This is a genomic window from Rahnella woolbedingensis (assembly GCF_003602095.1).
Lineage (GTDB): Bacteria > Pseudomonadota > Gammaproteobacteria > Enterobacterales > Enterobacteriaceae > Rahnella > Rahnella woolbedingensis.
Genome location: NZ_RAHH01000045.1, coordinates 1 through 26,014 on the forward strand (window position 1 = coordinate 1; position 26,014 = coordinate 26,014).

At 48.9% G+C, this 26,014-nt stretch carries 45 protein-coding genes; 6 read left to right on the plus strand and 39 right to left on the minus strand.

The annotated features are described in order from the left end of the window. Window positions 1-427: 427 nt before the first annotated feature. Window positions 428-970, plus strand: a complete 543-nt coding sequence (locus D6C13_RS23775; protein WP_120135131.1) for a gamma carbonic anhydrase family protein — start codon at window positions 428-430, stop codon at window positions 968-970. 50 nt (window positions 971-1,020) lie between these two features. On the opposite strand, the gene aroE is transcribed toward D6C13_RS23775, so the two are convergent. From aroE to dprA, 5 genes are read right to left on the minus strand one after another with little or no spacing between them, the layout of a single operon-like run. Then, window positions 1,021-1,842 carry a shikimate dehydrogenase gene (aroE, locus tag D6C13_RS23780; RefSeq protein ID WP_208642942.1) on the minus strand — a complete coding sequence of 274 codons (822 nt, stop codon included), beginning with the start codon at window positions 1,840-1,842 and terminating at the stop codon, window positions 1,021-1,023. A 9-nt stretch (window positions 1,843-1,851) separates the two neighbouring features. Next, window positions 1,852-2,421 (minus strand): L-threonylcarbamoyladenylate synthase type 1 TsaC, encoded by a 570-nt coding sequence (gene tsaC, locus D6C13_RS23785; protein WP_120135133.1) that lies wholly within the window; start codon window positions 2,419-2,421, stop codon window positions 1,852-1,854. Then, entirely contained in the window at window positions 2,414-2,974 is a 561-nt protein-coding gene (locus D6C13_RS23790) for a DNA topoisomerase family protein (protein ID WP_120135134.1), read from the minus strand. Before D6C13_RS23790 ends, tsaC begins: the two co-directional genes overlap by 8 nt. A 25-nt stretch (window positions 2,975-2,999) precedes the next feature. Further along, window positions 3,000-3,473 (minus strand): DUF494 family protein, encoded by a 474-nt coding sequence (locus D6C13_RS23795; protein WP_112288149.1) that lies wholly within the window; start codon window positions 3,471-3,473, stop codon window positions 3,000-3,002. Then, window positions 3,445-4,614 carry a DNA-protecting protein DprA gene (dprA, locus tag D6C13_RS23800; RefSeq protein ID WP_120135135.1) on the minus strand — a complete coding sequence of 390 codons (1,170 nt, stop codon included), beginning with the start codon at window positions 4,612-4,614 and terminating at the stop codon, window positions 3,445-3,447. Before dprA ends, D6C13_RS23795 begins: the two co-directional genes overlap by 29 nt. Before the next feature lie 128 nt (window positions 4,615-4,742). Between dprA and def the strand changes: the two genes are divergently transcribed. The 5 genes from def (at window position 4,743) to mscL (ending at window position 9,558) form a co-directional block, all read left to right on the plus strand. Next, window positions 4,743-5,255, plus strand: coding sequence for a peptide deformylase (gene def / locus D6C13_RS23805; RefSeq protein ID WP_112288147.1), 513 nt, complete (start codon window positions 4,743-4,745; stop codon window positions 5,253-5,255). A gap of 1 nt (window position 5,256) precedes the next feature. Then, the gene (gene fmt / locus D6C13_RS23810; protein ID WP_208642943.1) at window positions 5,257-6,216 is read left to right on the plus strand and encodes a methionyl-tRNA formyltransferase; all 960 of its coding nucleotides are present in this window, start codon (window positions 5,257-5,259) and stop codon (window positions 6,214-6,216) included. A 75-nt stretch (window positions 6,217-6,291) separates the two neighbouring features. Next, entirely contained in the window at window positions 6,292-7,581 is a 1,290-nt protein-coding gene (gene rsmB / locus D6C13_RS23815; RefSeq protein WP_120135137.1) for a 16S rRNA (cytosine(967)-C(5))-methyltransferase RsmB, read from the plus strand. 60 nt (window positions 7,582-7,641) lie between these two features. Beyond that, window positions 7,642-9,018, plus strand: a complete 1,377-nt coding sequence (gene trkA / locus D6C13_RS23820) for a Trk system potassium transporter TrkA (RefSeq protein ID WP_120135138.1) — start codon at window positions 7,642-7,644, stop codon at window positions 9,016-9,018. 123 nt (window positions 9,019-9,141) lie between these two features. Further along, entirely contained in the window at window positions 9,142-9,558 is a 417-nt protein-coding gene (mscL, locus tag D6C13_RS23825) for a large-conductance mechanosensitive channel protein MscL (protein WP_120135139.1), read from the plus strand. A 34-nt stretch (window positions 9,559-9,592) separates the two neighbouring features. Here mscL and D6C13_RS23830 read toward each other — a convergent pair whose 3' ends face one another. The 34 genes from D6C13_RS23830 to D6C13_RS26260 all read right to left on the minus strand — a co-directional run. Continuing rightward, window positions 9,593-9,793 (minus strand): alternative ribosome-rescue factor A, encoded by a 201-nt coding sequence (locus tag D6C13_RS23830; RefSeq protein ID WP_120135140.1) that lies wholly within the window; start codon window positions 9,791-9,793, stop codon window positions 9,593-9,595. 98 nt (window positions 9,794-9,891) lie between these two features. Further along, window positions 9,892-10,308 carry a Zn(2+)-responsive transcriptional regulator gene (gene zntR, locus D6C13_RS23835; protein WP_120135141.1) on the minus strand — a complete coding sequence of 139 codons (417 nt, stop codon included), beginning with the start codon at window positions 10,306-10,308 and terminating at the stop codon, window positions 9,892-9,894. A gap of 1 nt (window position 10,309) precedes the next feature. After that, window positions 10,310-10,678, minus strand: a complete 369-nt coding sequence (locus D6C13_RS23840) for a DnaJ family domain-containing protein (protein WP_120135142.1) — start codon at window positions 10,676-10,678, stop codon at window positions 10,310-10,312. Window positions 10,679-10,847: 169 nt separating this feature from the next. Beyond that, entirely contained in the window at window positions 10,848-11,237 is a 390-nt protein-coding gene (rplQ, locus tag D6C13_RS23845; RefSeq protein ID WP_013573706.1) for a 50S ribosomal protein L17, read from the minus strand. Between the two features lie 40 nt (window positions 11,238-11,277). Further along, window positions 11,278-12,267, minus strand: coding sequence for a DNA-directed RNA polymerase subunit alpha (locus D6C13_RS23850; RefSeq protein WP_002919219.1), 990 nt, complete (start codon window positions 12,265-12,267; stop codon window positions 11,278-11,280). A 25-nt stretch (window positions 12,268-12,292) separates the two neighbouring features. Beyond that, on the minus strand, window positions 12,293-12,913 hold the full coding sequence (gene rpsD, locus D6C13_RS23855; RefSeq protein ID WP_112288139.1) for a 30S ribosomal protein S4: 621 nt from the start codon (window positions 12,911-12,913) through the stop codon (window positions 12,293-12,295). A gap of 30 nt (window positions 12,914-12,943) precedes the next feature. After that, window positions 12,944-13,333, minus strand: a complete 390-nt coding sequence (rpsK, locus tag D6C13_RS23860) for a 30S ribosomal protein S11 (RefSeq protein WP_004929731.1) — start codon at window positions 13,331-13,333, stop codon at window positions 12,944-12,946. 17 nt (window positions 13,334-13,350) lie between these two features. After that, a complete protein-coding gene (rpsM, locus tag D6C13_RS23865) occupies window positions 13,351-13,707 on the minus strand; it encodes a 30S ribosomal protein S13 (protein WP_013573704.1) in 357 nt (118 codons plus the stop codon). Window positions 13,708-13,855: 148 nt separating this feature from the next. Beyond that, a complete protein-coding gene (rpmJ, locus tag D6C13_RS23870) occupies window positions 13,856-13,972 on the minus strand; it encodes a 50S ribosomal protein L36 (protein ID WP_012768118.1) in 117 nt (38 codons plus the stop codon). 33 nt (window positions 13,973-14,005) lie between these two features. Beyond that, window positions 14,006-15,337 (minus strand): preprotein translocase subunit SecY, encoded by a 1,332-nt coding sequence (gene secY / locus D6C13_RS23875; RefSeq protein ID WP_013573703.1) that lies wholly within the window; start codon window positions 15,335-15,337, stop codon window positions 14,006-14,008. 7 nt (window positions 15,338-15,344) lie between these two features. Next, window positions 15,345-15,779, minus strand: coding sequence for a 50S ribosomal protein L15 (rplO, locus tag D6C13_RS23880; RefSeq protein WP_013573702.1), 435 nt, complete (start codon window positions 15,777-15,779; stop codon window positions 15,345-15,347). Window positions 15,780-15,782: 3 nt separating this feature from the next. After that, complete coding sequence (gene rpmD, locus D6C13_RS23885) at window positions 15,783-15,962, minus strand: 50S ribosomal protein L30 (protein WP_013573701.1); 180 nt, start codon at window positions 15,960-15,962, stop codon at window positions 15,783-15,785. A 6-nt stretch (window positions 15,963-15,968) separates the two neighbouring features. Further along, window positions 15,969-16,469: a 30S ribosomal protein S5 gene (gene rpsE / locus D6C13_RS23890; protein ID WP_101080135.1), complete on the minus strand. Its 501-nt coding sequence runs from the start codon at window positions 16,467-16,469 to the stop codon at window positions 15,969-15,971. 14 nt (window positions 16,470-16,483) lie between these two features. Next, window positions 16,484-16,837 carry a 50S ribosomal protein L18 gene (gene rplR / locus D6C13_RS23895; protein WP_013573699.1) on the minus strand — a complete coding sequence of 118 codons (354 nt, stop codon included), beginning with the start codon at window positions 16,835-16,837 and terminating at the stop codon, window positions 16,484-16,486. A gap of 9 nt (window positions 16,838-16,846) precedes the next feature. Next, on the minus strand, window positions 16,847-17,380 hold the full coding sequence (gene rplF, locus D6C13_RS23900) for a 50S ribosomal protein L6 (RefSeq protein ID WP_112288138.1): 534 nt from the start codon (window positions 17,378-17,380) through the stop codon (window positions 16,847-16,849). A gap of 13 nt (window positions 17,381-17,393) precedes the next feature. Continuing rightward, the gene (gene rpsH / locus D6C13_RS23905) at window positions 17,394-17,786 is read right to left on the minus strand and encodes a 30S ribosomal protein S8 (RefSeq protein WP_120135143.1); all 393 of its coding nucleotides are present in this window, start codon (window positions 17,784-17,786) and stop codon (window positions 17,394-17,396) included. A 33-nt stretch (window positions 17,787-17,819) separates the two neighbouring features. Next, complete coding sequence (rpsN, locus tag D6C13_RS23910; protein ID WP_013573696.1) at window positions 17,820-18,125, minus strand: 30S ribosomal protein S14; 306 nt, start codon at window positions 18,123-18,125, stop codon at window positions 17,820-17,822. Between the two features lie 13 nt (window positions 18,126-18,138). Beyond that, complete coding sequence (rplE, locus tag D6C13_RS23915; RefSeq protein ID WP_120135144.1) at window positions 18,139-18,678, minus strand: 50S ribosomal protein L5; 540 nt, start codon at window positions 18,676-18,678, stop codon at window positions 18,139-18,141. 14 nt (window positions 18,679-18,692) lie between these two features. Then, complete coding sequence (gene rplX / locus D6C13_RS23920; protein ID WP_120135145.1) at window positions 18,693-19,007, minus strand: 50S ribosomal protein L24; 315 nt, start codon at window positions 19,005-19,007, stop codon at window positions 18,693-18,695. Between the two features lie 10 nt (window positions 19,008-19,017). Next, entirely contained in the window at window positions 19,018-19,389 is a 372-nt protein-coding gene (gene rplN, locus D6C13_RS23925; protein ID WP_008457164.1) for a 50S ribosomal protein L14, read from the minus strand. Window positions 19,390-19,558: 169 nt separating this feature from the next. Beyond that, entirely contained in the window at window positions 19,559-19,813 is a 255-nt protein-coding gene (gene rpsQ / locus D6C13_RS23930) for a 30S ribosomal protein S17 (protein ID WP_014333604.1), read from the minus strand. After that, window positions 19,813-20,004, minus strand: a complete 192-nt coding sequence (rpmC, locus tag D6C13_RS23935) for a 50S ribosomal protein L29 (RefSeq protein ID WP_013573692.1) — start codon at window positions 20,002-20,004, stop codon at window positions 19,813-19,815. Before rpmC ends, rpsQ begins: the two co-directional genes overlap by 1 nt. After that, the gene (gene rplP, locus D6C13_RS23940; RefSeq protein WP_009639183.1) at window positions 20,004-20,414 is read right to left on the minus strand and encodes a 50S ribosomal protein L16; all 411 of its coding nucleotides are present in this window, start codon (window positions 20,412-20,414) and stop codon (window positions 20,004-20,006) included. The genes rpmC and rplP overlap by 1 nt, the downstream gene beginning before the upstream one ends. A 12-nt stretch (window positions 20,415-20,426) precedes the next feature. Beyond that, window positions 20,427-21,125 carry a 30S ribosomal protein S3 gene (rpsC, locus tag D6C13_RS23945; protein ID WP_013573691.1) on the minus strand — a complete coding sequence of 233 codons (699 nt, stop codon included), beginning with the start codon at window positions 21,123-21,125 and terminating at the stop codon, window positions 20,427-20,429. A gap of 17 nt (window positions 21,126-21,142) precedes the next feature. After that, complete coding sequence (gene rplV / locus D6C13_RS23950) at window positions 21,143-21,475, minus strand: 50S ribosomal protein L22 (RefSeq protein ID WP_004391423.1); 333 nt, start codon at window positions 21,473-21,475, stop codon at window positions 21,143-21,145. A 14-nt stretch (window positions 21,476-21,489) separates the two neighbouring features. Next, entirely contained in the window at window positions 21,490-21,768 is a 279-nt protein-coding gene (rpsS, locus tag D6C13_RS23955) for a 30S ribosomal protein S19 (protein ID WP_004929772.1), read from the minus strand. 14 nt (window positions 21,769-21,782) lie between these two features. Further along, the gene (gene rplB, locus D6C13_RS23960; protein WP_112288137.1) at window positions 21,783-22,607 is read right to left on the minus strand and encodes a 50S ribosomal protein L2; all 825 of its coding nucleotides are present in this window, start codon (window positions 22,605-22,607) and stop codon (window positions 21,783-21,785) included. An 18-nt stretch (window positions 22,608-22,625) separates the two neighbouring features. After that, complete coding sequence (gene rplW, locus D6C13_RS23965; protein WP_120135146.1) at window positions 22,626-22,928, minus strand: 50S ribosomal protein L23; 303 nt, start codon at window positions 22,926-22,928, stop codon at window positions 22,626-22,628. Next, window positions 22,925-23,530 (minus strand): 50S ribosomal protein L4, encoded by a 606-nt coding sequence (gene rplD / locus D6C13_RS23970; protein WP_009639177.1) that lies wholly within the window; start codon window positions 23,528-23,530, stop codon window positions 22,925-22,927. Before rplD ends, rplW begins: the two co-directional genes overlap by 4 nt. A 16-nt stretch (window positions 23,531-23,546) precedes the next feature. Continuing rightward, complete coding sequence (gene rplC / locus D6C13_RS23975; protein ID WP_013573687.1) at window positions 23,547-24,176, minus strand: 50S ribosomal protein L3; 630 nt, start codon at window positions 24,174-24,176, stop codon at window positions 23,547-23,549. Between the two features lie 33 nt (window positions 24,177-24,209). Further along, entirely contained in the window at window positions 24,210-24,521 is a 312-nt protein-coding gene (rpsJ, locus tag D6C13_RS23980) for a 30S ribosomal protein S10 (protein WP_009639175.1), read from the minus strand. Between the two features lie 513 nt (window positions 24,522-25,034). Further along, window positions 25,035-25,520 carry a bacterioferritin gene (bfr, locus tag D6C13_RS23985; RefSeq protein ID WP_120135147.1) on the minus strand — a complete coding sequence of 162 codons (486 nt, stop codon included), beginning with the start codon at window positions 25,518-25,520 and terminating at the stop codon, window positions 25,035-25,037. A gap of 85 nt (window positions 25,521-25,605) precedes the next feature. Next, window positions 25,606-25,800: a bacterioferritin-associated ferredoxin gene (gene bfd / locus D6C13_RS23990; RefSeq protein ID WP_013573671.1), complete on the minus strand. Its 195-nt coding sequence runs from the start codon at window positions 25,798-25,800 to the stop codon at window positions 25,606-25,608. 146 nt (window positions 25,801-25,946) lie between these two features. After that, window positions 25,947-26,014: EF-Tu C-terminal domain-related protein (locus D6C13_RS26260; protein WP_130634147.1), on the minus strand; the 68-nt coding region annotated here is incomplete at its 5' end.

Genomic DNA, 26,014 nt, shown 5'->3' on the forward strand with positions numbered 1-26,014 from the left:
GATATTTTTTGCCACCGAGGTGGCTGATATCGTCTTGTGAGTGCCCACACAGATTGTCTGATAAATTGTTAAAGAGCAGTGAGTTACGCGCTTTCGCTTGCTAACTCGAGGGGCATATATTACGCTTTCCTCATTCAGTGTCAACCGTTTATTTCATCCGGTTGCCGCTGTTTTTAATTTTTCCGACCCGGTCACTTCGTGATGTTGTTCACGTTGTTCCCTGTCGATGGAGCGGCATTATAGGGATCCCAATTTTTTGCACAAGCCTTTTTTCCAATAAAAGGATCGACTGCGTATTTTTCAACCCTTTCGCGGAGATCTCGTTCGATCCGCTGGTTTTCACGCCGATCTGATTGAGCTCAAATTGGTATTTACTCAGACCCGAACTATATTGCCAGGGTCAAAACTCACTTATGGGGTGCTTCAGATGTCTCAGGCTTTACGTGCTTATCAGGGATTTACACCAACATTAGGAGAAAGAGTCATGGTTGATCCCTCCAGTGTGGTGATTGGTGATGTTGATCTGGCCGATGATGTCAGTATCTGGCCGCTGGTGGTGATACGGGGTGATGTGAATAATGTCGTGATCGGCTGCAGAACTAATGTTCAGGATGGAAGCGTGCTGCATGTGACTCACCAGTCGCGGCATAATCCTGAAGGCCATCCTCTTATTATTGGAGAGGACGTTACCGTCGGTCATAAGGCCATGCTGCATGGCTGCACTATCGGAAACCGGGTGCTGGTAGGAATGGGATCGATCTTGCTGGACGGTGCGATCGTTGAGGATGACGTAATGATTGGCGCCGGAAGTCTGGTTCCGCCAGGGAAAACTCTCGAAAGCGGTTATCTCTATTTAGGCAGCCCGGTGAAACAAATACGGGAGCTGACATCTGAGGAACTGGCGGGACTAACATATTCTTCGAATAACTATGTCACCTGGAAAGATCTGTACCTTTCTCAGGAAAAATAAAGAAGAGCGTTGCCTGAACAGTAAAATGCACACTGTTCAGGCGTTACCGGTTAAGCCAGCAAGTCTTTCTTTAACTGTTCCAGCACAGGTTCGATCTCAGGCATAACACCATGCCACAGATAGAAAGCATGGGCCGCTTGCCCCACCAGCATTCCTAAGCCGTCGGCATAACCCGTTACCCCGTTATCTTTCGCCCAGGTAAGGAAAGGCGTTAAACCTGCCTGATAATACATATCGTAGACACGGGTCTGCGCGGTCAGCACTTTTTCAGGGAGCGCAGGGATCTCACCTTTAATGCCGGATGCCGTAGCATTAATGATCAGATCAAAAGACTCATCCGCCAGATCGGCAAGCGCAATTGCCCGGATATCCCCTTTCTGTTCGAAGATATGGCTCAGGTGCTGTGCGCGCTCGAACGTCCGGTTAGTGACAACCACTGAACAGCCATAAGACAGTAAGGGAAGTATCACCCCTCGCGCAGCGCCACCGGCACCGATCAGTAAAACCCGGTCGCCTTGCTTCAAAAGCGCCAGCCGCTTAAGGTCACTCAACATACCGATACCATCGGTGTTGTCGCCGAGCAATCGCCCGTCTTCAAGCTTTTTCAGGGTATTCACAGCACCAGACATTGCAGCACGATCAGTAAGCTCATCCGATTCTGCAAAAGCGCGCTCTTTAAAAGGCACGGTGATATTTGCCCCACAGGCTCCGCCTTCAAAAAAGGTTCGCAGCGTTTCTTCAAACTCTTCATGCGGAGCCAGCACGGTGCCATAGGTGTGTTCGACTCCGGTCTGGCTGGCAAATAACGCATGGATGCGAGGGGATTTGCTGTGACCTATCGGATTCCCAAATACCGCGAAAGATGACATCACTTTCTTCCTTTAACCTTGACGGATCAGGTTGCCGGTAAGGGCATCCCGAATTTCTGATGGATTTTCTCTTCCGCCGACATCGCCATCAAGCACCGGGAAATTATCCCCAAACTGGAATCGTACTTCATCCGGCAACCGGCATGGCGGCTCGCCATTGAGATTAGCACTGGTAGACACCAGCGGTTTGCCAAATTTCTGGCACAGTTCTTTTACCAGCGGATGATCGGTAACCCGTACCGCCAGCGATGTAAAACGTCCGGTTAGCCATTCAGGCGTCGACGTTTTAGCAGGCATGACCCACGTTACCGGACCCGGCCAGAATGACCAGATATGGGCAAGCTGTTGTTCAGTAAGCGCGGTGTCATCTATATAAGGGAGAAGCTGCTGATAATTATCAGCAATCAGAATAAGACCTTTATCTTTAGGCCGTTTTTTCAGTGCCAGAAGCGCATCGACAGCCTGTTCGCTATCCGGATCACATCCGAGGCCAAAGACAGCTTCAGTCGGATAAGCAACAACTTGCTGCTCACGCAGCGCGTCGAGCACGAGGGTAAATGAGTTTTCCAGGCTTTTATTCATCTTGTTCGTTATCTTTAATTTCTACGGCTTTACCGCATAATTTACTGGCACAAAATAGCTTAATACCTTGCGCCGTTTTCTTTTCCATCAATAAAGGGTAATGGCAATGGACACACTCCCCCGCAACCGGCTTGTTATTGATGGCAAACTGGCAATCCGGGTAACGGTCGCAGGCATGAAACACTTTGCCAAAGCGCGATTTTCGCTGCAACAAATGTCCCTTCCCACATTGCGGACAACCCAGGCTGGTTTCTTCAGGTTTATCTATCACTTCAATATGGTCACATTCAGGATACTGGCTACAGCCAATAAACATCCCATAACGCCCCTGACGCAGCACTAAGGTCGACTCACATTTAGGGCATAATTGCCCATCCAGGACTTTCACAATATGACCATCAGCCTGAGATTTCAGAGGACGAATATACTGGCATTGTGGATAGGATGAACAACTCAGAAAAGGGCCATGGCGACCACTACGGATCACCAGGTTGGCCCCGCATTCCGGACAGGATTCATTTTGCTTCTCAGCAAAAAGTGCTGCTTTTGTCATATATTACTTTTTTACCTGTTATCTATTAATGCAGATAACCTTCATTAACCTCAAACAACAGCTCTTCCATTTGCTGATACGCGCTTTCATATCCGGGAATATTAAAGAGAACCATCAGCACGACCCACTTCAGATCCTCAAGATCGAATTCTTCAGTGTCCAGAGCCATAACACGATCGATAACCATCTCTCTGGTATCGAAGTTCAGTACTTTTATCTGTTCCAGGAACAATAAAAAACCACGACAACTGCTATCTAACCGACTTGTTTCCTCATCGGTGTAAATACGTAATGCTGAAGGATCGGAATCCAGCATATAAGATGGGGTTCCACCCTCTTGCATATCCGCAAGTTTTTCAAGCCAACTCAACGCATTGTGAATATCAGCCCGGTGGAAACCAGCTTCGGTCAAGTCATCCGTTAACCTATCCTCGTCAACATTCATCTCCGCTTCGTTGTGAATGTAAGTTTCAAATAAGTACATTAGTACGTCGAACATGGCTTGCCCTCTTAATTCGGACATAGCCGCCGGATACAGCTGCGATCCATCCTGCTAACTCCAGCTCGAGTAGCTTACCTACCACTTCTGGCACAGGTTGGCCGGCACGTTCGGCGACGACGTCAACAGATGTCACCTCATATTCTACGTTAGCCAACACATCAGCAAATGGCAATTCAACTTCGCTATCTTGCGCACAAATAATCGTCTCTGGCGCCCCGGAACTGTTGTTTACAGGCTTTTTGAAAGATTCTGAGGCGCGGATATCAGGAAACCAGGTCAGGCCGCTGCCAATATGCTCGGCAATGTCGTTAGGCTCCGTCACCAGATATGCGCCCTGCTGAATAAGCCAGTGCGTGCCTTCTGAAGTCATACTTCCCAACGGCCCTGGAAGGGCGAAAACCTCTCTTCCCTGTTCCAGCGCATACCGTGCAGTGATAAGTGAACCACTGCGTAATGTTGCCTCAATGACCAGCACACCGGCGCTTAACCCGCTAATGATCCTGTTGCGGCGAGGAAAATGTGCAGCAAGAGGCGGAGCTGTCACTAAATGCTCTGAAACCAGCGCCCCTCCGGCTTCAAGAATGTGCTGAGCTAAGGTCGAATGCCGTGGCGGATAACGTTTCAGCAATCCGCTTCCCAGCACTGCGATCGTTTTGCCCTGGGCCTCAAGCGTTGCGCGATGACTAATTCCGTCGATCCCCATGGCCAGTCCGCTCGTTATGGTAAAACCGCTACTCACCAGCCCGCTGGCAAAGACCTGCGCGTATTGTTCGCCGTAATGCGTGAATTCGCGACTCCCGACCATCGCGATTTGAGGAGAGGACAGTAAATCAGGGTCCCCTTCCACAAACAGGATTAACGGAGGAGAGGAAATTTGTGCCAGCAAAACAGAATACAAAGGGCTGTCAAAAGTCATCAGATGGCAATGATCGCCCTCCAGCCATCTCAGTGATTCTGCGACCCACCGCGCATTACAATGTCGAAAGTCCGCGATTTGTTCTTCTGATAGTCCGCAACGCATTAATTCAGAGGGGGAATAAATCCCGCGGCTAAATAATGACCGGATAATCCCTTCGGCCAGCCCCGCATCAAGGCGTTTAACCCTCGATAAACGTATCCATACTTCCTGTAATGTCATTATGCTTTCCTTGCTTAATGCCTTTCAGCGACTGATTCAATTGGCAGAGGATGCTGTCAATCGCGGCGGGAAATGTCTAGAATAGAGTCTATATATCTTCAATCATTTGAATAAAGATCCAGAAAAATATGTCCGTATTACAGATATTACATTTCCCAGACGAGCGGCTTCGCATTACTGCAAAACCGGTCAAAGAAGTTAACGCCGAAATCCAGCAGATCGTGGATGATATGTTTGAAACCATGTATGCAGAAGAAGGCATCGGCCTGGCTGCGACTCAGGTAGATATTCATCAGCGCATTATCGTGATTGATGTCTCTGAAAACCGCGACGAACGTCTGGTTCTCATCAACCCTGAACTGCTGGAAAAAAGCGGCGAGACAGGGATTGAAGAAGGCTGCCTGTCGATCCCTGATCAACGGGCTCTCGTGCCGCGTGCCGAGAAAGTCAAAGTTCGCGCGCTTGATCGCGACGGCAAAACCTTTGAGCTTGAAGCTGATGACTTGCTGGCGATTTGTATCCAGCATGAAATGGATCATCTGGTGGGTAAATTATTCGTGGATTATTTGTCCCCATTGAAACGTCAACGCATCCGCCAGAAAATGGAAAAAATGGCCAAGCTGAACGCACGGGCTGACTAATATTCGTGTAACACAGGACACTGCTTTGCGAATCATATTTGCCGGTACTCCCGACTTTGCAGCGCGTCATCTTGACGCGCTTTTATCATCAGAACATCAGGTAGTCGGCGTTTTCACTCAGCCTGACCGCCCTGCGGGTCGCGGTAATAAACTGACCGCAAGCCCGGTGAAGGTTCTGGCCCAGACTCACGATATCCCTGTTTTTCAACCGAAATCCCTGCGTCCTGAAGAAAACCAGTCTTTGGTTTCAGCGCTCGAGGCTGACATCATGGTGGTCGTGGCTTATGGTTTGATCTTGCCAAAAGCGGTGCTCGAAATGCCGAAACTGGGCTGCATTAACGTCCATGGTTCGCTTCTGCCACGCTGGCGTGGTGCAGCTCCCATTCAACGTTCATTGTGGGCGGGAGATGCCAAAACGGGTATCACGATCATGCAGATGGATGTCGGTCTTGATACCGGCGATATGCTGCATAAAGTGGAATGTGACATCCTGCCGGAAGATACCAGCGCATCGCTTTACAACAAACTGGCTGAGCTGGGCCCGCAGGGTATGCTTGAAACATTGAAGCAACTGGCGAACGGCACAGCAAAACCTGAAGTTCAAAGCGAAGAGCACGTGACCTACGCCGAGAAACTCAGCAAGGAAGAAGCCCGTTTAGACTGGAACCTGTCAGCCGATCAACTTGAACGCTGTATTCGCGCGTTTAACCCATGGCCTGTCAGCTTCTTCATGATTGATGATCAACCGGTGAAAGTCTGGCAGGCAGAATGTCTGGCAGCGCAACACGATGCATTGCCGGGGACTATCATTTCTGCTGACAAAAAGGGGATTCAGGTCGCCACATCTGACGGCATTCTGAATATTACCCAGCTACAACCTTCGGGTAAGAAGGCAATGTCCGCACAGGACTTGCTGAACTCTCGTCGCGAATGGTTTATCGAAGGCACGCGTTTAGCCTGACCATCACGACTACGCCCGATATCTCGTCGGGCCATATCTTTCTGATAATGCTGGCTTCGGTCAGCTTTTTTGACTATGAAAACAGCCTATAATCTCCGTAGTATTGCAGCTCAAGCCATCAGCCAGGTTCTGGACAAAGGTCTTTCTCTCTCGACCGTTCTTCCTGGTCTGCAAAAAAATGTCTCAGACAAAGATCGCGGGTTACTTCAGGAACTCTGCTTTGGCACCTTGCGTGTTCTTCCGCAACTGGAATGGTGTTTGCAGCAACTGATGGCAAAACCTCTCACCGGCAAACAGAGAACCTTGCACTATTTGCTGATGGTTGGCCTTTACCAGCTGATACATACCCGTATTCCGGCGCACGCCGTATTGGCTGAAACCGTCGAAGGCGCTGTTGCCCTGAAACGTCCTCAGCTGAAAGGTTTGATCAACGGGGTTCTGCGTCAGTTCCAGCGTCAGCAGGAAGAGTTGCTGCAACGCATGGTGAATAATGACAGCCGCTACCTTCACCCAAGCTGGTTGATGAACCGCCTCAAAAAAGCTTATCCCGACCAATGGGAAAGTATTGTGGAAGCGAACAACCAAAGACCTCCTATGTGGCTGCGCGTAAACCGCATGCATCACACCCGTGATGAATATCTGCAATTACTTAGTGACGCAGAAATTGAGGCGGCTGCACATCCTGAATACCGTGATGCATTGCGATTAGTTACGCCCTGCCAGGTCAATCTCCTTCCGGGGTTTGCGGACGGTTGGGTTACCGTTCAGGATGCATCGGCACAAGGCAGCGTTGATCTGCTGGATCCACGCAATGGCGAAATGATCCTCGATTTGTGCTGTGCTCCGGGAGGAAAAACAACGCATATCCTTGAAGCTGCGCCAAAGGCTCACGTTCTTGCGGTCGATGTGGATGAACAACGTTTGAAACGTGTTCATGAAAACCTTCAGCGTCTGAAACTCAGTGCCGAAGTTAAACAGGGTGATGGCCGCGAGCCGCAGGTTTGGGCGGGTGACCGCATCTTCGATCGCATATTGCTCGATGCACCTTGTTCTGCAACGGGCGTAATTCGCCGACATCCTGATATTAAATGGTTGCGCAGAGACAGTGATATTGCTGAACTTGCAGGTCTTCAAAAAGAAATCCTTGAAGCAGTATGGCCAAGACTGAAAAGTAAGGGCGTACTGGTCTATGCCACCTGTTCAATATTGCCTGACGAAAACTCTCAGCAAATTACCGCATTCCTGCAATCACACCCGGATGCGACATTGGTCGAAACTGGCACGCAGGAAAATCCCGGACGACAAAATCTTCCTCATGCTGAAGATGGCGACGGCTTCTATTACGCTAAACTTATCAAAAGTTAATCATTTCCTATCAGCAGCATTGATGCTGCCTGATAGTGTTGAGGCAAAGCAGAGAGTCATATGAAAATAATAATTCTCGGTGCCGGGCAGGTTGGCGGAACACTCGCCGAAAACCTGGTGGGTGAAAACAACGATATTACCGTTGTCGATACCAATACCGTCCGGTTACGTCAGCTTCAGGATAAATTCGACCTCCGTGTAGTGCAGGGACACGGCTCTCATCCGCGTGTATTACGTGAGGCCGGCGCCGAAGATGCGGATATGCTGGTCGCTGTGACCAATTCTGACGAAACCAATATGATTGCCTGCCAGATAGCTTATTCGCTGTTTAACACGCCTAATCGTATAGCGCGCATTCGTTCAACGGAATACATCCGCGAATCAGAAAAGCTTTTCTTGCCAGAAGCAGTTCCAATCGACCATCTGATTTCACCAGAGCAATTAGTCACAGACTATATCTACAAGCTCATTGAGTATCCTGGTGCGCTTCAGGTCGTGAATTTTGCGGAAGGAAAGGTCAGTATCGCAGCGGTCAAAGCCTATTATGGCGGCCCGTTAGTCGGTAACGCGCTTTCATCTATGCGCGAACACATGCCGCATATTGAAACGCGTGTGGCCGCAATATTCCGTCAGGATCGTCCAATCCGTCCTCAGGGTTCGACTATCATTGAAGCCGGTGATGAAGTCTTCTTTGTGGCAGCTTCACAGCATATTCGCGCAGTTATGAGCGAACTTCAGAGACTGGAAAAGCCTTATAAGCGGATTATGATCGTTGGCGGTGGCAATGTTGGCGCGGGTCTGGCGCAGCGACTTGAGAAAAATTACAGCGTCAAACTTATCGAGCGTGACCAACAACGCGCCGCTGAGCTTGCTGAGCTTTTGCAAGACACCATCGTTTTCTATGGTGACGCTTCAGATCAGGAGCTTTTGGCCGAAGAGCATATCGAACAGGTCGATGTTTTCATTGCCCTCACCAATGACGATGAAGCTAACATCATGTCTGCCATGCTGGCCAAGCGAATGGGCGCGAAGAAAGCCATGGTGCTTATCCAGCGCAGTGCTTACGTGGATTTGGTTCAGGGCAGCGTCATTGATATAGCCATTTCGCCCCAGCAGGCCACAATCTCCGCATTACTGGGGCATGTCAGGAAAGCCGATATTGTCAGCGTTTCCTCGCTGCGCCGCGGTGTTGCGGAAGCCATTGAGGCCATCGCTCATGGCGATGAAACCACCTCAAAAGTGGTGGGTCGAACCGTCGAACAAATCAAACTTCCGCCAGGTACAACCATTGGCGCGATTGTTCGCGGGAATGACGTGATCATTGCCAACGGTACCAGCAGGATCCAACAAGGTGATCACGTTGTTATGTTTATAACCGACAAGAAATTTGTCAGGGATGTGGAGCGACTGTTCCAGCCAAGTCCGTTCTTCTTATAATTGGCGATGGTGAATATAAGAATTTCCGCTAATTAGAATTGGATGAGAACTTTTGTAGCGAAGACTCTACAAATGGTCTTTACTTGTTTTGACACATTTGATGAATTTGCCAAGGAGTATTTTATGAGTTTTATGAAAGAGTTTCGTGAGTTTGCCATGCGTGGCAACGTGGTTGACCTTGCTGTGGGTGTTATCATCGGCGCAGCATTTGGCAAAATAGTGTCATCATTTGTCGCCGATATTATTATGCCCCCACTAGGATTACTGATTGGCGGGGTGGATTTCAAACAATTTGCTTTCGTTCTGAGGGATGCTCAGGGTGCGACGCCCGCTGTAGTTATGCATTACGGTGTATTTATTCAGAACATTTTTGATTTCGTCATCGTCGCGCTGGCAATATTCCTGGCGATCACACTGATGAACAAAATGCGTCGTAAACAGGAAGATGCCCCGGCAGCGCCGCCAAAACCAACGGCAGAAGAAACATTGCTGGCGGAAATTCGTGATTTGCTGAAAGAACAACAGACGCCAAAATTCTAGAAATTAAAATCAGCCAGTTAAACTCTGCCTGATTTTAGAAGGGCAGTGTTGAATATTCGACTGAACACTCAACACTGCCCTCCAGATAACTGCCCTTCCCATTCTTCTCTTTACGACGATAACTTCCTTTCCCTTTCTGATTCTTCTCGACACGTTGTTTGAACAAGGGATCATGGAGAAGAGCCTGTAACGCATTATCCTGAACGACACCTTTTTGATGCTTATACTGAGTCATATATCCTCGATATGTTAAATACAGTTTGGACAAAATCCGCGCACATCATACTGCTAAAATTATCCGTCCGAAACCAGTATATAAAATGACTAATAAATTCAGGCTACTTTACCTGCACCATCTTCTAAAGCTTCCAAAATAGAACAACTTGCACTGGTATGCGCCGAACCGCAGCAGGCAGCACTTAATCTTTGCAGTGACTCACGCATCTGAGTCAGTTCCTGTAATTTGAACTCAACCTCCGCAAGCCGTTCATCCACAATGGCTTTAGATTCCTGACACGTATGATGCAAAGGATCTATGCGAATTGATAGCAGCTCTTTGATAGCCTCCAGTGTAAACCCCGTGGATTTTGCATAACGGATAAAACGAAGCCGCTGCAAATCATTGTCATCATACTGACGATAACCCGAAGAATTACGGGTGCCAGCGCCCATCATTCCCTGCTTTTCGTAGTAGCGAACAGTATCTGCGGAAACATTCGCGAGTCCGGCCAGCTCACCAATTTTGTACATGTTATCTACCCCTGAATTTATCCTGCAGCATATCTTTGTAATGCCCTTGCAAAAAGTCGGTATTCATACCCGCCTGTTGCAACCTTAATCGAAGAACCCTCAGCCGTTTTTCAGCAACAGCGAATTGTGGATCCTTGTTGTCCAATGTCTGCAGTAAATGATCCAACGCTACCGCTTCCTTTCTGTCCTGAAGTTTCGGTGGCAAATAGCCCGCATTTTTTAAGATGCGATAGGCAACCCTTAAGTCTTCCGGCACAGCGCTGTCATCGTCCAGAACGATGGGTTGTCCATTGCCAGGCAGATTCTCAAAGTCACCCTTTTCCTGAGCATCCTTGATGTGCTTTTCTACCCACTGGTCAATCAGGAACATGATTTTGCCTTTGAAGTAATGAAAGGATCATCATAGATCATACTTGCAGCTTAGCGCGAAAGGGGAGGGAATTCAGGTTCAATTGTGTCGGGAATGAGGAAACAGGGGAGGTCAAATTTTAGATGTAAAAAAACCGGGCATAAGCCCGGTTTTTTCATGCATCTACAGATTATTCAGCAGTTGCTACTTCTGCTTTTGACTCTGCACGATCAACGAGCTCGATGTATGCCATCGGCGCATTGTCGCCTGCACGGAAGCCACACTTAAGAATACGAGTGTAACCACCGGCACGGCTCGCGAAACGCGGGCCCAGTTCATTAAACAGTTTTGCCACGATCTCGTTATCACGAGTACGGGCGAATGCCAGACGACGATTTGCAACGTTGTCGGTCTTGGCAAGAGTAATCAGCGGCTCAACAACGCGACGCAGCTCTTTCGCTTTCGGCAGGGTCGTCTTGATGATCTCATGACGAACCAAAGAGCCGGCCATGTTACGGAACATAGCCTGTCGGTGGCTGCTGTTACGGTTCAGTTGACGACCACTCTTACGATGGCGCATGACCTTATCCTTCTCAGTAAAACCTTAACCTGTGATCCGGTTACTCGTCAGCAATACTTGCTGGTGGCCAGTTTTCCAGGCGCATGCCCAGAGACAAACCACGGGACGCAAGTACGTCTTTGATCTCAGTAAGAGATTTTTTACCCAGGTTAGGTGTTTTAAGTAACTCAACCTCGGTACGCTGTACCAGATCACCGATGTAGTGGATTGCTTCTGCCTTAAGGCAGTTAGCAGAGCGGACAGTCAATTCCAGATCGTCAACAGGGCGCAGCAGGATTGGATCGAATTCCGGCTTCTCTTCTTTGACTTCCGGTTGACGTACATCACGTAAATCAACGAAAGCTTCAAGTTGTTCAGCAAGAATGGTTGCCGCACGACGGATCGCCTCTTCAGGATCGATCGTACCGTTGGTTTCCATTTCGATAACCAGCTTGTCCAAATCAGTACGCTGTTCTACACGCGCTGCTTCAACATTGTAGGCAATTCGCTCTACAGGGCTGTAGCATGCGTCTACTAACAGACGACCAATTGGGCGCTCATCTTCTTCCGAATGAATTCGGGCAGACGCCGGCACATAACCACGACCGCGCTGAACTTTGATGCGCATGCTAATAGCAGCGTTCTCATCGGTCAGGTGGCAGATGACATGTTGCGGCTTGACGATTTCGACATCACCATCATGGGTAATGTCGGCTGCAGTCACAGGGCCAATGCCAGACTTATTCAGGGTAAGAATAACTTCATCTTTACCTTGAACTCTCACCGCCAGCCCTTTCAGGTTGAGCAGGATCTCCAGGATATCTTCCTGTACGCCTTCTTTGGTGCTGTACTCATGCAGTACACCATCAATCTCAACCTCGGTCACCGCGCAACCCGGCATGGATGAAAGCAGAATACGGCGCAGTGCGTTGCCTAAAGTATGGCCAAAGCCACGTTCTAAAGGCTCAAGGGTCACCTTGGCGTGCGTCGAACTGACTTGCTCGATATCTACCAGGCGCGGTTTTAGAAACTCTGTCACAGAACCCTGCATTGTGTCCTCTCTTTGGTACTAAGCTTTACTTGGAGTAAAGCTCGACGATCAGGTGTTCGTTAATGTCGGAAGACAGATCAGTACGTTCAGGCATACGCTTGAACACACCTTCCATCTTAGCAGCATCAACTTCAAGCCAAGTCGGCTTTTCACGCTGTTCAGCCAACTCCAAAGCGGCCTTCACGCGAGATTGCTTTTTAGCTTTCTCACGGATGCTGACAACGTCATTCGGAGATACCTGATAAGAAGCGATGTTAACAACGCGACCATTTACGATGATAGCTTTGTGGCTAACTAACTGGCGCGATTCCGCACGAGTAGCGCCGAAGCCCATACGATAAACGACGTTGTCTAAACGACCCTCAAGCAGTTGCAACAGGTTTTCACCGGTGTTGCCTTTCAGGCGTGCTGCTTCTTTGTAATAGTTACGGAACTGGCGCTCCAGAACACCGTAAGTACGGCGAACTTTTTGCTTTTCACGTAACTGCACACCATAGTCAGACAGACGCGGTTTACGCGCACCATGCTGACCAGGAGCTTGTTCAATTTTACACTTGGTATCGATCGCGCGAACGCCAGATTTAAGGAATAAATCTGTGCCCTCACGACGGCTAAGCTTGAGCTTAGGACCCAAATATCTTGCCATTTTCTCTCTCCAACAAACCTAAAAGCAGCGTTATACGCGACGCTTTTTCGGCGGACGACAACCGTTATGAGGGATAGGAGTCACATCAGTAATATTAGTGATGCGGAAACCAGCCGCGTTTAACGCGCGGATAGTAGACTCACGACCAGGACCAGGTCCTTTAACCATAACTTCCAGATTCTTGATACCGTATTCTTTCACTGCGTCGGCGCAGCGCTCTGCTGCAACCTGAGCTGCGAACGGAGTGGATTTACGAGAACCACGGAAACCGGAACCACCAGCTGTTGCCCAACCCAAAGCATTACCCTGACGATCGGTAATGGTAACAATGGTGTTGTTGAAAGAAGCATGGATATGAGCCACGCCGTCAGAGACTTGTTTTCTTACACGTTTACGTGTACGAACAGGTGCCTTTGCCATTTATTCAATCACCCCGATTATTTCTTGATCGGTTTACGCGGACCCTTACGGGTACGTGCGTTAGTCTTGGTACGCTGACCGCGTACTGGAAGACCACGACGATGACGCAAACCACGATAAGTCCCAAGGTCCATAAGACGCTTGATGCTCAGGGTGACTTCACGACGCAGATCACCTTCAACAATGAACTTGGCAACTTCGTCACGCAGTTTTTCGATTTGCTCTTCAGACAGCTCACTGATCTTAACATTTTCAGCAATACCGGATGCAGCACAGATAGACTGTGAGCGGGTTTTACCGATGCCGTAGATCGAAGTTAATGCGATCACGGTATGTTTCTGATCAGGAATGTTAATGCCTGCTATACGGGCCACTATGCACTCCTACTATTTATATACGGCAACACCATTCTGAAAAGCCCGTTTTCAGGATACTCAAATAGTATTGCTGCTTACATACAAAAGATTGGCTGGCTAATCTAGCCAGCTCAACCCAACTTTGCAAGAAAAATATGCGAGATAATCAGCCTTGACGCTGTTTATGCTTCGGTTCTGCGCTGCAGATTACGCGAACGATACCGTTACGCTTAACAATTTTGCAGTTACGACATAATTTCTTGACGGAAGCACGAACTTTCATTTTTACTCTCCGTAACTTCGCAAACTCACCAGATTAGCGGTTATAGCCTTTCAGGTTTGCTTTCTTCAATGCAGACTCGTACTGACTTGACATCATCAGAGTTTGCACTTGAGCCATAAAGTCCATGATAACGACGACTACGATTAGTAGAGAAGTACCACCAAAGTAGAATGGAACTTTCATCGCGTCACGCATGAACTCCGGGATAAGGCAGATGAAAGTAATATACATCGCACCAATTAAGGTTAAACGAGTCATTACTTTATCGATGTACTTCGCCGTTTGCTCTCCCGGACGAATTCCTGGTACAAATGCACCGGACTTCTTCAGGTTATCTGCTGTCTCACGCGGGTTGAACACCAACGCAGTATAAAAGAAACAGAAGAAGATGATTGCAGTCGCATAGAGTAACACATAAAGCGGTTGTCCAGGCTGCAAATACAGCGAAATCGTAGTCAGCCAGTTCCAACCAGTCCCGCCCCCAAACCATGATGCAATCGTGGCAGGGAACAGAATAATGCTGGAAGCGAAGATTGCTGGGATAACCCCGGCCATATTCACTTTCAACGGTAAGTGCGTGCTCTGTGCTGCATAGACACGACGACCTTGTTGGCGTTTAGCGTAGTTAACGACGATACGACGTTGGCCACGTTCAACAAACACCACAAAGAAAGTCACTGCAAACACTAAAACTGCAACCAACAGCAACAGGAGGAAGTGCAGGTCGCCTTGCCGAGCTTGTTCAATAGTATGTGCAATCGCCGGCGGGAGACCCGCTACGATACCAGCAAAGATAATGATTGAAATACCGTTACCGATACCTCGTTCAGTAATCTGTTCACCCAGCCACATCAGGAACATTGTCCCGGTCACTAAGCTCACAACTGCGGTAAAGTAGAACGCAAAGCCTGGATTTAACACCAGGCCCTGCATACCAGGCATGTTCGGCAGACCAGTAGCAATACCGATCGACTGAAACACTGCCAATACCAGCGTACCGTAACGGGTGTACTGACTAATCTTACGACGGCCAGCCTCCCCTTCTTTCTTAATTTCTGCTAACGCTGGATGAACCACCGTTAACAGCTGGATAATGATCGATGCCGAAATGTAGGGCATGATCCCCAGAGCAAAGATTGAAGCACGGCTAAGGGCACCACCAGAGAACATGTTAAACATTTCAATGATGGTACCTCTTTGCTGCTCGAGCAATTTGGCAAGTACAGTGGCATCAATACCAGGGATCGGAATAAAAGAGCCGATACGGAAAACAATCAGCGCACCGATAACAAACAAAAGTCTGCGCTTCAGTTCGCCTAGTCCACCCTTGGCACTTTGAAAATCTAATCCCGGTTGCTTAGCCATCTGCTACTTATTCCTCAATTTTACCGCCAGCAGCTTCGATAGCAACACGAGCGCCTTTGGTGACACGCAAACCACGCAGAGTTACCGCACGACCAACTTCGCCAGAAAGGATTACTTTCGCGAACTCGATCTGGATACCAACTACGTTAGCGGCTTTCAGCGCGTTCAGGTCGATCACGTCGCCTTCCACCAGAGCCAGTTCAGACAGACGAACTTCTGCCGTGATCATAGCTTTGCGGGAGGTGAAGCCGAATTTCGGCAAACGACGATATAAAGGCATCTGACCACCTTCAAAACCACGACGTACGCCACCACCAGAACGTGAGTTCTGACCTTTGTGACCACGGCCGCCGGTTTTACCCAGGCCAGAACCAATACCACGACCTACACGCCTTGGCGCTTGTTTGGCACCATCAGCCGGAGACAGAGTATTTAAACGCATCTCTTACTCCTCAACCTTAACCATGTAGGAAACCAGGTTGATCATACCGCGTACAGCAGGAGTATCCTCGCGCTCAACGGTGTGACCAATACGACGCAGACCCAGGCCCAGCAACGTAGCTTTATGCTTCGGCAGACGGCCAATAGAACTGCGAGTTTGTGTAACTTTAATAGTCTTTGCCATGGTTAATTACCCCAGAATTTCTTCAACGGATTTACCACGCTTGGCAGCGACCATTTGTGGGGATTTCATATTTGCCAAAGCGTCGATAGTTGCACGAACCACGTTGATCGGGTTAGTGGAACCATAAGCTTTAGCCAATACGTTATGTACCCCTGCAACTTCCAGGACGGCGCGCATTGCACCACCGGCGATGATACCGGTACCTTCGGAAGCCGGCTGCATGAACACACGGGAACCCGTATGAGCACCTTTAACAGGATGCTGCAGGGTGCCGCTATTCAGCGCGACATTCAACATGTTGCGACGGGCTTTTTCCATCGCTTTCTGGATCGCTGCCGGAACTTCGCGTGCTTTGCCGTAGCCAAAACCAACGCGACCGTTACCATCACCAACTACTGTCAGTGCGGTAAAGCTGAAGATACGGCCACCTTTTACGGTTTTAGATACGCGATTTACCGCGATCAGCTTTTCCTGCAGTTCGCCAGCTTGTTTTTCGATGTGAGCCATCTTAAACCTCTTCCTTAGAACTGAAGGCCAGCTTCACGGGCAGCATCTGCCAGTGCCTGGACTCGACCATGATATTGGAAACCGGAACGGTCAAAGGATACTTTCGTGATCCCTTTTTCCAATGCGCGTTCTGCGATAGCTTTACCTACAGCAGTGGCAGCATCTTTGTTGCCGGTATACTTCAGTTGCTCAGTGATAGTTTTTTCTACAGTAGATGCAGCAACTATTACTTCAGAACCGTTTGGTGCGATGACCTGTGCGTAAATATGACGCGGGGTACGATGTACCACCAGACGAGTCGCACCCAATTCTTTGAGCTTGCGGCGTGCGCGGGTCGCACGACGGATACGAGCAGATTTCTTATCCATAGTGTTACCTTACTTCTTCTTAGCCTCTTTGGTACGCACGACTTCGTCGGCGTAACGGACACCCTTGCCTTTATAAGGCTCAGGACGACGGTAGGCACGTAAATCCGCAGCAACCTGACCAATAACCTGTTTATCAGCGCCTTTCAGCACGATTTCGGTTTGGGTCGGACATTCTGCAGTAATGCCTTCCGGCAGTTGGTGATCGACCGGGTGAGAGAAGCCTAAGGCTAAATTCACCACGTTGCCTTTAACAGCAGCACGATAACCAACACCTACCAGTTGAAGCTTTTTAGTGAAGCCGTCGGTAACACCTACAACCATAGAGTTCAACAGTGCACGAGTGGTACCCGCTTGGGCCCAACCGTCTGCAGCGCCTTCGCGTGGAGCGAAAGTCAGTGCATTTTCTTCCTGCTTAACTACAACAGCGTCATGGATAGTACGTGACAGCTCGCCGTTTTTACCCTTAATCGAAATAACCTGACCGTTGAGTTTTACCTCTACGCCGGCAGGAATGACGACGGGTGCTTTTGCAACACGAGACATTCTTTCCTCCCAATTAAGCTACGTAGCAGATAATCTCGCCACCAAGACCAGCCTGGCGAGCTGCACGATCGGTCATAACACCTTTAGAGGTAGAAATAACAGCGATACCCATACCGGCCATAACTTTTGGCAGCTCATCTTTTTTCTTGTAGATGCGCAGACCTGGACGGCTGATACGTTGAATGCTTTCTACCACTGACTTGCCCTGGAAGTACTTCAGTACTAATTCCAGTTCAGGTTTGGCGTCGCCTTCGATTTTAAATTCTTCAATGTAGCCTTCTTCCTTCAGCACGTTGGCAATAGCCACTTTCAGCTTGGAGGAAGGCATGGTGACCGCAACTTTGTTCGCGGCTTGACCGTTACGGATACGGGTCAGCATATCCGCGATCGGATCTTGCATGCTCATCTGTCTTTACTCCCGTGATTCAATTGGTGACAATTACCAGCTAGCCTTCTTAAGACCCGGAATTTCACCGCGCATAGCGGCTTCACGGACCTTAATACGGCTCAACCCGAACTTCCGCAGGAAAGCATGCGGACGGCCAGTTTGACGGCAGCGGTTACGCTGACGAGACGGGCTGGAATCACGCGGCAGAGACTGCAGCTTAAGAACAGCATCCCAACGATCTTCGTCGGATGAGTTCACACCAGAGATAATAGCTTTCAATTCCTCGCGTTTAGCGCGGTATTTATCAGCCAGTTTTACGCGAACGACTTCGCGTGCTTTCATGGATTGCTTAGCCATTAGTAACCCTGCCTTACTTGCGGAACGGGAAGTTAAAGGCTGCCAGCAATGCACGGCCTTCATCATCGGATTTCGCAGTAGTGGTGATAGTAATATCTAAACCACGAACGCGATCGACTTTATCATAATCGATTTCCGGGAAGATGATCTGTTCACGCACGCCCATGCTGTAGTTACCACGACCATCGAAAGACTTAGCAGACAAGCCGCGGAAGTCACGAATACGTGGTACAGCAATGGAGACCAGACGCTCAAAGAACTCCCACATGCGTTCGCCGCGGAGGGTTACTTTACAGCCGATCGGATAGCCCTGACGAATTTTGAAGCCCGCAACTGATTTGCGTGCTTTGGTGATCAACGGTTTTTGACCGGAGATTGCTGCCAGGTCAGCTGCTGCGTTATCCAGCAGTTTCTTGTCAGCGATCGCTTCACCAACACCCATGTTCAGGGTGATCTTCTCGACCCGAGGGACTTGCATGACAGAATTGTAACCAAACTCAGCCATGAGTTTTTTTACGACATCGTCTTTGTAGTAATCATGCAGTTTCGCCATCGTACTACTCCAAATTACTTGATAGTTACGCTGTTAGATTTGAAGAAACGGACTTTTTTTCCGTCTTCGAATCTAAAGCCTACACGGTCCGCCTTGCCAGTAGCCGTGTTGAAGAGAGCAACGTTAGAAACCGGAATTGCAGCTTCTTTTTCAACGATGCCACCTGGTTGGTTCAGGGCCGGTACAGGCTTCTGATGTTTTTTAACCAGGTTCATACCTTCAACAATGACCTTGCCAGAAGACAGGACATTTTTTACTTTACCGCGCTTACCTTTATCTTTACCGGTAAGCAGGATAACTTCGTCATCGCGACGGATTTTCGCTGCCATGGTTCGCTCCTTAGAGTACTTCTGGTGCCAGAGAGATAATTTTCATGAACTTCTCATTACGCAGTTCACGAGTTACCGGCCCAAAAATACGCGTGCCGATTGGTTGCTCGCTGTTATTATTTAAAATAACGCATGCATTACCATCGAAGCGAATGACAGAACCGTCCGGGCGACGAACACCCTTCTTGGTGCGCACCACTACCGCCTTCAGCACATCGCCTTTCTTCACCTTACCGCGAGGAATTGCTTCCTTGATGGTAATTTTGATGATGTCGCCGACGCCTGCGTAGCGACGGTGCGAGCCACCTAGAACCTTGATACACATTACGCGACGTGCACCGGAGTTGTCGGCCACGGTCAGCATAGTCTGTTCTTGGATCATGTTAGTGCTCCGCTAATGTCAACTACAACTTTAGGACCCAGGATAGGTCGTTAAAAAATCCCCACAATATGAGGGCGCGGCATTATAACACCGGTTCCCGATTATGGGTAGAAAAAATAAACGGCCCACTACATGAGCCGTTTATCTGTTTTCGAGAGGCGCTACTGTATTACAGAATCGCTTTCTCTACAACGCGAACCAAGGTCCAAGACTTAGTCTTAGACAGTGGACGGCATTCGCTGATTTCCACAACGTCGCCGATACCACATTCATTGTTCTCGTCATGTACGTGCAATTTGGTCGTACGTTTGATGAACTTACCGTAAATCGGGTGTTTCACCACACGTTCAATCGCAACAACAATGGATTTTTCCATTTTGTCACTGATTACACGACCCTGCAGAGTACGGATCTTATCAGTCATTACGCACCCGCCTTTTCAGTCAGTAAAGTTTTCACACGTGCTACATCACGACGCACTTGCTTCAACAGGTGTGTTTGCTGCAACTGGCCGCTTGCCGTTTGCATGCGCAGGTTAAACTGCTCACGCAAAAGGTTCAGCAACTCAGTGTTCAGCTCTTCCACGCTTTTTTCGCGCAGCTCTTGTGCTTTCATTACATCACCGTCTTAGTTACAAAGGTGGTTTTGATAGGCAGTTTGGCTGCTGCCAGCTGGAAGGCTTCACGAGCCAGCTCTTCAGGCACACCGTCCATTTCGTACAGGACTTTACCAGGCTGGATCAAAGCAACCCAATACTCTACGTTGCCTTTACCTTTACCCATACGAACTTCGAGCGGTTTCTCGGTGATCGGTTTGTCCGGGAATACTCGGATCCAGATCTTACCTTGACGCTTAACTGCACGGGTCATCGCACGACGTGCTGCTTCAATTTGACGAGCAGTCAGACGACCACGGCCAACAGCTTTCAGACCGTAAGTGCCGAAGCTCACATCCGTACCTTGCGCAAGACCACGGTTGCGGCCCTTGTGCACCTTACGGAATTTTGTACGCTTTGGTTGTAACATCAGCGACTCTCCTTACTTGCGGCCTTTACGCTGCTGCTTTTTAGGTTGAGCAGCCGGTTCCGGTTGTTCAACTGCAGCCATACCACCCAGGATCTCACCTTTGAAGATCCATACCTTAACGCCGATTACACCGTAAGTGGTGTGCGCTTCAGATGTGTTGTAATCGATATCCGCACGCAGAGTGTGCAACGGAACACGACCTTCACGGTACCATTCGGTACGCGCGATTTCAGCACCGCCAAGGCGGCCGCTTACTTCAACTTTGATACCTTTAGCGCCAAGACGCATTGCGTTCTGTACAGCACGCTTCATAGCACGACGGAACATAACGCGACGTTCCAGCTGTGAAGTGATGCTGTCAGCAACCAATTTTGCGTCCAGTTCCGGTTTACGGACTTCGGCGATGTTAATCTGCGCAGGAACGCCAGCGATATCCGCTACGACCTTACGCAGTTTTTCGACATCTTCACCTTTCTTGCCGATAACGATGCCAGGACGAGCAGTGTGAATAGTCACACGGATGCTCTTCGCTGGACGCTCGATAACGATGCGAGAAACGGAAGCTTTCGCCAATTCCTTAGTCAGGAACTGACGAACTTTAAAGTCGCCGTCCAGGTTGTCAGCGAAATCTTTGGTATTTGCATACCAAGTAGAGTTCCAAGGTTTGACAATACCCAGTCGAATACCATTAGGATGTACTTTCTGACCCATTGCTAGTCTCCAGAGTCTCAGCGATCGGACACAACCACAGTAATGTGGCTGGTGCGCTTCAGAATGCGATCTGCACGACCTTTAGCACGCGGCATAATGCGCTTCATGCTTGGGCCTTCGTCTACGAAAATCTTCGTGACTTTCAGATCATCGATGTCAGCGCCATCGTTGTGTTCTGCGTTAGCAATGGCAGACTCCAGCACCTTCTTAACCAGACCAGCAGCTTTCTTGTTGGTATAGGCCAGAGTTTCCAGAGCTTGCGACACTTTCTTACCGCGAATCAGGTCAGCAACAAGGCGAACCTTCTGAGCAGAAGAACGAGCGTGGCGATGTTTAGCTATAGTTTCCATCTCTTCCTCCTACCTTAGCGCTTTTTAGCTTTTTTATCAGCCGCATGGCCGCGATAAGTACGAGTCGGCGCGAATTCACCCAGTTTGTGACCGACCATTTCATCGGAAACAAATACTGGTACGTGCTGACGACCATTATGGACAGCGATGGTCAAACCGATCATGTTAGGAAAGATCGTTGAACGACGGGACCAAGTGCGCAAAGGCTTCTTGTCACCGCTTTCCACCGCTTTCTCTACCTTCTTCAGCAAGTGCAGGTCAATAAAAGGACCTTTCTTGAGAGAACGTGGCATGGCTTATCCTCTAATTATTTTTTACTACGGCGACGTACAATGAATTTATCAGTACGCTTGTTGCTACGGGTCTTCTTACCTTTGGTTTGAACGCCCCACGGAGTTACCGGGTGCTTACCAAAGTTACGACCTTCACCACCACCGTGTGGGTGATCGACTGGGTTCATCGCAGTACCGCGAACGGTAGGACGAATACCACGCCAACGAGCAGCACCTGCTTTACCCAGAACGCGAAGCATGTGTTCAGAGTTACCGACTTCACCTAAGGTGGCGCGGCAATCGATCTGAACTTTACGCATTTCGCCAGAGCGCAGACGCAGAGTTACGTAGGAACCGTCACGAGCAACGATCTGAACGTAGGCACCAGCTGAACGAGCCATCTGGCCGCCTTTACCTGGTTTCATTTCTACGTTGTGAACCGTTGAACCTACTGGGATGTTGCGCATAGGCAGGGTGTTACCTGTCTTGATTGCAGCATCAACGCCAGATTGGATCTGGTCACCCACTTTCAGGCCTTTCGGCGCCAGGATGTAACGGCGTTCGCCGTCTTTGTACAGAACCAGCGCGATGTTCGCGGAACGGTTCGGATCGTACTCCAGACGCTCAACCACTGCAGCGATACCATCTTTGTTGCGTTTGAAGTCAACCAGACGATAATGCTGTTTGTGGCCACCACCGATATGACGGGTGGTGATACGGCCATTGTTGTTACGGCCACCGCTTTTGCTCAGTTTTTCAAGCAGCGGAGCATAAGGTTTACCCTTGTGCAGCTCAGGGTTAACCACTTTAACAACGTGGCGACGACCCGGAGATGTAGGTTTACATTTAACAATTGCCATTGTTCTTACTCCTCCGACTTACTCAGCGCCGCTGATGAAGTCCAGATTCTGGCCTTCTTTCAGGGTTACGTAAGCTTTTTTCCAGTCGCTACGACGACCAACACGCTGACCGTGACGTTTAACTTTGCCTTTAACCAGCAAGGTGTTCACATCTTCGACTTCGACTTCAAACAGTTTCGAAACCGCAGCTTTGATTTCCGCTTTAGTCGCGTCTTTGGCAACTTTGAGAACGATGGTGTTGTTCTTTTCCATCGCAGCAGACGCTTTTTCAGAAACGTGCGGCGCGCGCAGCACTTTCAGCAGACGTTCTTCACGAATCATGCCAGCATCTCCTCAACTTGCTTCACAGCGTCAGCAGTCATAACTACTTTGTCGAAGGCGATCAGGCTTACTGGATCGATACCTGCTACATCGCGAACGTCAACCTTGTACAGGTTACGTGCGGCCAGGAACAGATTCTCGTCGACTTCGCCAGTTACAATCAGCACGTCTTCCAGGGCCATGTCTTTCAGTTTCTGTGCCAGCAGCTTAGTTTTAGGCGCTTCTACAGAGAACGTCTCGACAACGATCAAACGATCTTGACGTACCAGTTCGGACAGGATGCTTTTCAGCGCGCCGCGGTACATCTTTTTATTTACTTTTTGACTGTGGTCCTGTGGCTTTGCAGCGAAGGTTACACCACCGGAACGCCAGATTGGGCTCTTTACAGAACCTGCACGCGCACGGCCAGTACCTTTCTGACGCCAAGGTTTTTTACCGGAACCGGTTACTTCAGCACGGGTCTTCTGAGCGCGAGTACCTTGACGGGCACCTGCTGCATAAGCAACAACGACCTGGTGTACCAGCGCTTCATTGAAATCACGCCCGAAGGTAGTTTCGGAAACAGTCAGCGCGCTCTGCGCGTCTTTCACTACTAATTCCATTCCTATCTCCTCGACGTTAAGCCTTAACAGCAGGTTTAACGATCAGGTTGCCACCGGTTGCACCCGGAACAGCACCCTTGACCAGCAGCAGGTTGCGCTCAGCGTCAACACGTACTACGTCCAGGCTTTGAACGGTTACACGCTCGTTACCCAGTTGGCCTGCCATTTTCTTGCCTTTGAACACTTTGCCCGGAGTCTGGTTCTGACCGATAGAACCCGGAACACGGTGAGACAAGGAGTTACCGTGGGTAGCGTCTTGGGTACGGAAATTCCAGCGCTTAACTGTGCCAGCAAAACCTTTACCTTTAGAAGTACCGGTAACATCAACTTTCTTAACGTCTGCGAAAATTTCGACGCTAATGTTCTGACCTGCAGTGAACTCTTCACCTTCTGCAAGGCGGAATTCCCACAGACCGCGGCCAGCTTCTACGCCAGCTTTAGCGAAGTGACCCGCTTCTGGTTTGGTTACACGGTTAGCTTTTTTGCTACCAGTAGTAACCTGTACAGCGCGGTAACCATCGTTGTCCAGGTCTTTGACCTGAGTAACGCGGTTTGCTTCAATTTCGATAACGGTTACAGGGATTGAAACGCCATCTTCTGTGAAGATACGAGTCATACCCACTTTCTTACCGACTAAACCAATCATTGTTTCAACCTCTCAATCGCTCAATGACCCTGATTAACCCAGGCTGATCTGCACGTCTACACCAGCAGCCAGATCCAGACGCATCAGAGCATCAACGGTTTTCTCGGTTGGCTCAACGATGTCAACCAGACGCTTGTGAGTGCGAATCTCATACTGATCGCGCGCATCTTTATTGACGTGCGGAGAAATCAGAATGGTAAAGCGCTCTTTGCGGGTCGGCAGCGGGATTGGACCACGAACTTGCGCACCAGTGCGCTTCGCGGTCTCAACGATTTCCGCAGTTGATTGATCGATCAGACGATGATCAAACGCTTTCAGGCGGATACGGATTCTTTGGTTCTGCATGAGACCAGAGCTCCAATTATTTTAAACGTAAATGATTACTCCTCATACCCATTTCGATTGATGGGAGAGTGTAATCGTTCTTAACATAACCCCCATATCGGGAGTATTGTCGACCGGTAAGTAAACTTACTGGCCACTGATTCTTATCGAATCAGGCTTACCAATATTAGGTAAGCCCGCGCATTATACGTAAACAAGGGGAATAAGCAACAAGCTTTCATCAAGTATTGCTTTTATTTTGCTCGATATCCCCCTCCCCTCTCGGGGCTCGCCAGCTCCTTTTGCGGTTTGTTGCGCAGTCGGTATGGCCAGATCTTCATAGAGAAAATTTTTTGCCGGGGAAATGGTATTCGCAGTGGACCATGAGGAGGGGCAGCAGGAAGGCAATTCCAGGGTAAAGGGATGAAAAACAGTTCTTACGCAGTGGCCGTCTTTTACATGGGGAATGAAGTGCAATGTCTACATCAGCCAGAAAATGATGTTATCTGGCCGATGCAATCATCCGGATATCAGCTAATGGCTTTGGGATTCTTCTTTCAACTGCGACTGAATGTAGTTTTGCAGCCCTATACGTCCAATCAATTCGATCTCAGTTTCCAGCCAGTCAATATGGTGCTCTTCATCAGCCAGAATAGTAATCATCAAATCGCGGCTGACATAATCGTGGACAGAATCTGCATAGGCAATCCCTTCACGCAGATCTTTAGCACCTTCCAGTTCGAGTACTAAATCCGATTTGAGCATTTCCTCAACATCTTCACCAATATTGAGTTTGCCAAGGTCTTGCAGATTGGGGATGCCTTCGAGGAACAATATGCGCTCAATGTAGATATCGGCATGCTTCATTTCGTCTATAGACTCATGATACTCGATGCCGTTCAGGCGCATTAAGCCCCAGTTTTTGAACATACGTGCATGAAGAAAATACTGATTGATAGCAACCAGTTCATTTCCAAGAAGTTTGTTGAGATGAGCAATGACTTTTTTATCGCCTTTCATAGGTAACTCCTCCGTTCCGGTATCTAAAGAGTAGATCCGGTACAGAGTAAGTCAAAAAAAAGGCACACTTTTAAGCTAAGTATTTTTACGCAATGTTTTTGAACTCAGGAATTTGCTGTAATTCATCTTCCATTATCTGGCGTGCCGCTCGGACACATTTGCCACATTGGGTTCCTACAGGAACAAAACTTCTTAACTGCTGAAACGTTTGCGGCTGGTAACGTCTGACAGCCTGTCTGATCGTTTTATCACTCACTGAATTGCACAAACACACGTACATAGAAACCACACTTCGTATAAATCTTACATTAACTGTAAATGAGAATGGTTATTATTGCAAATGTAGTTTGCTCTCTTTCTGCCTCAAATTTTGGGCAATAAAAAAGGGTGCCGAAGCACCCTTTTTTTGCTCTTAATTATCAGCGATTAAGCGATAACTTTAGCAACAACACCAGCGCCTACAGTACGGCCGCCTTCACGGATTGCGAAACGCA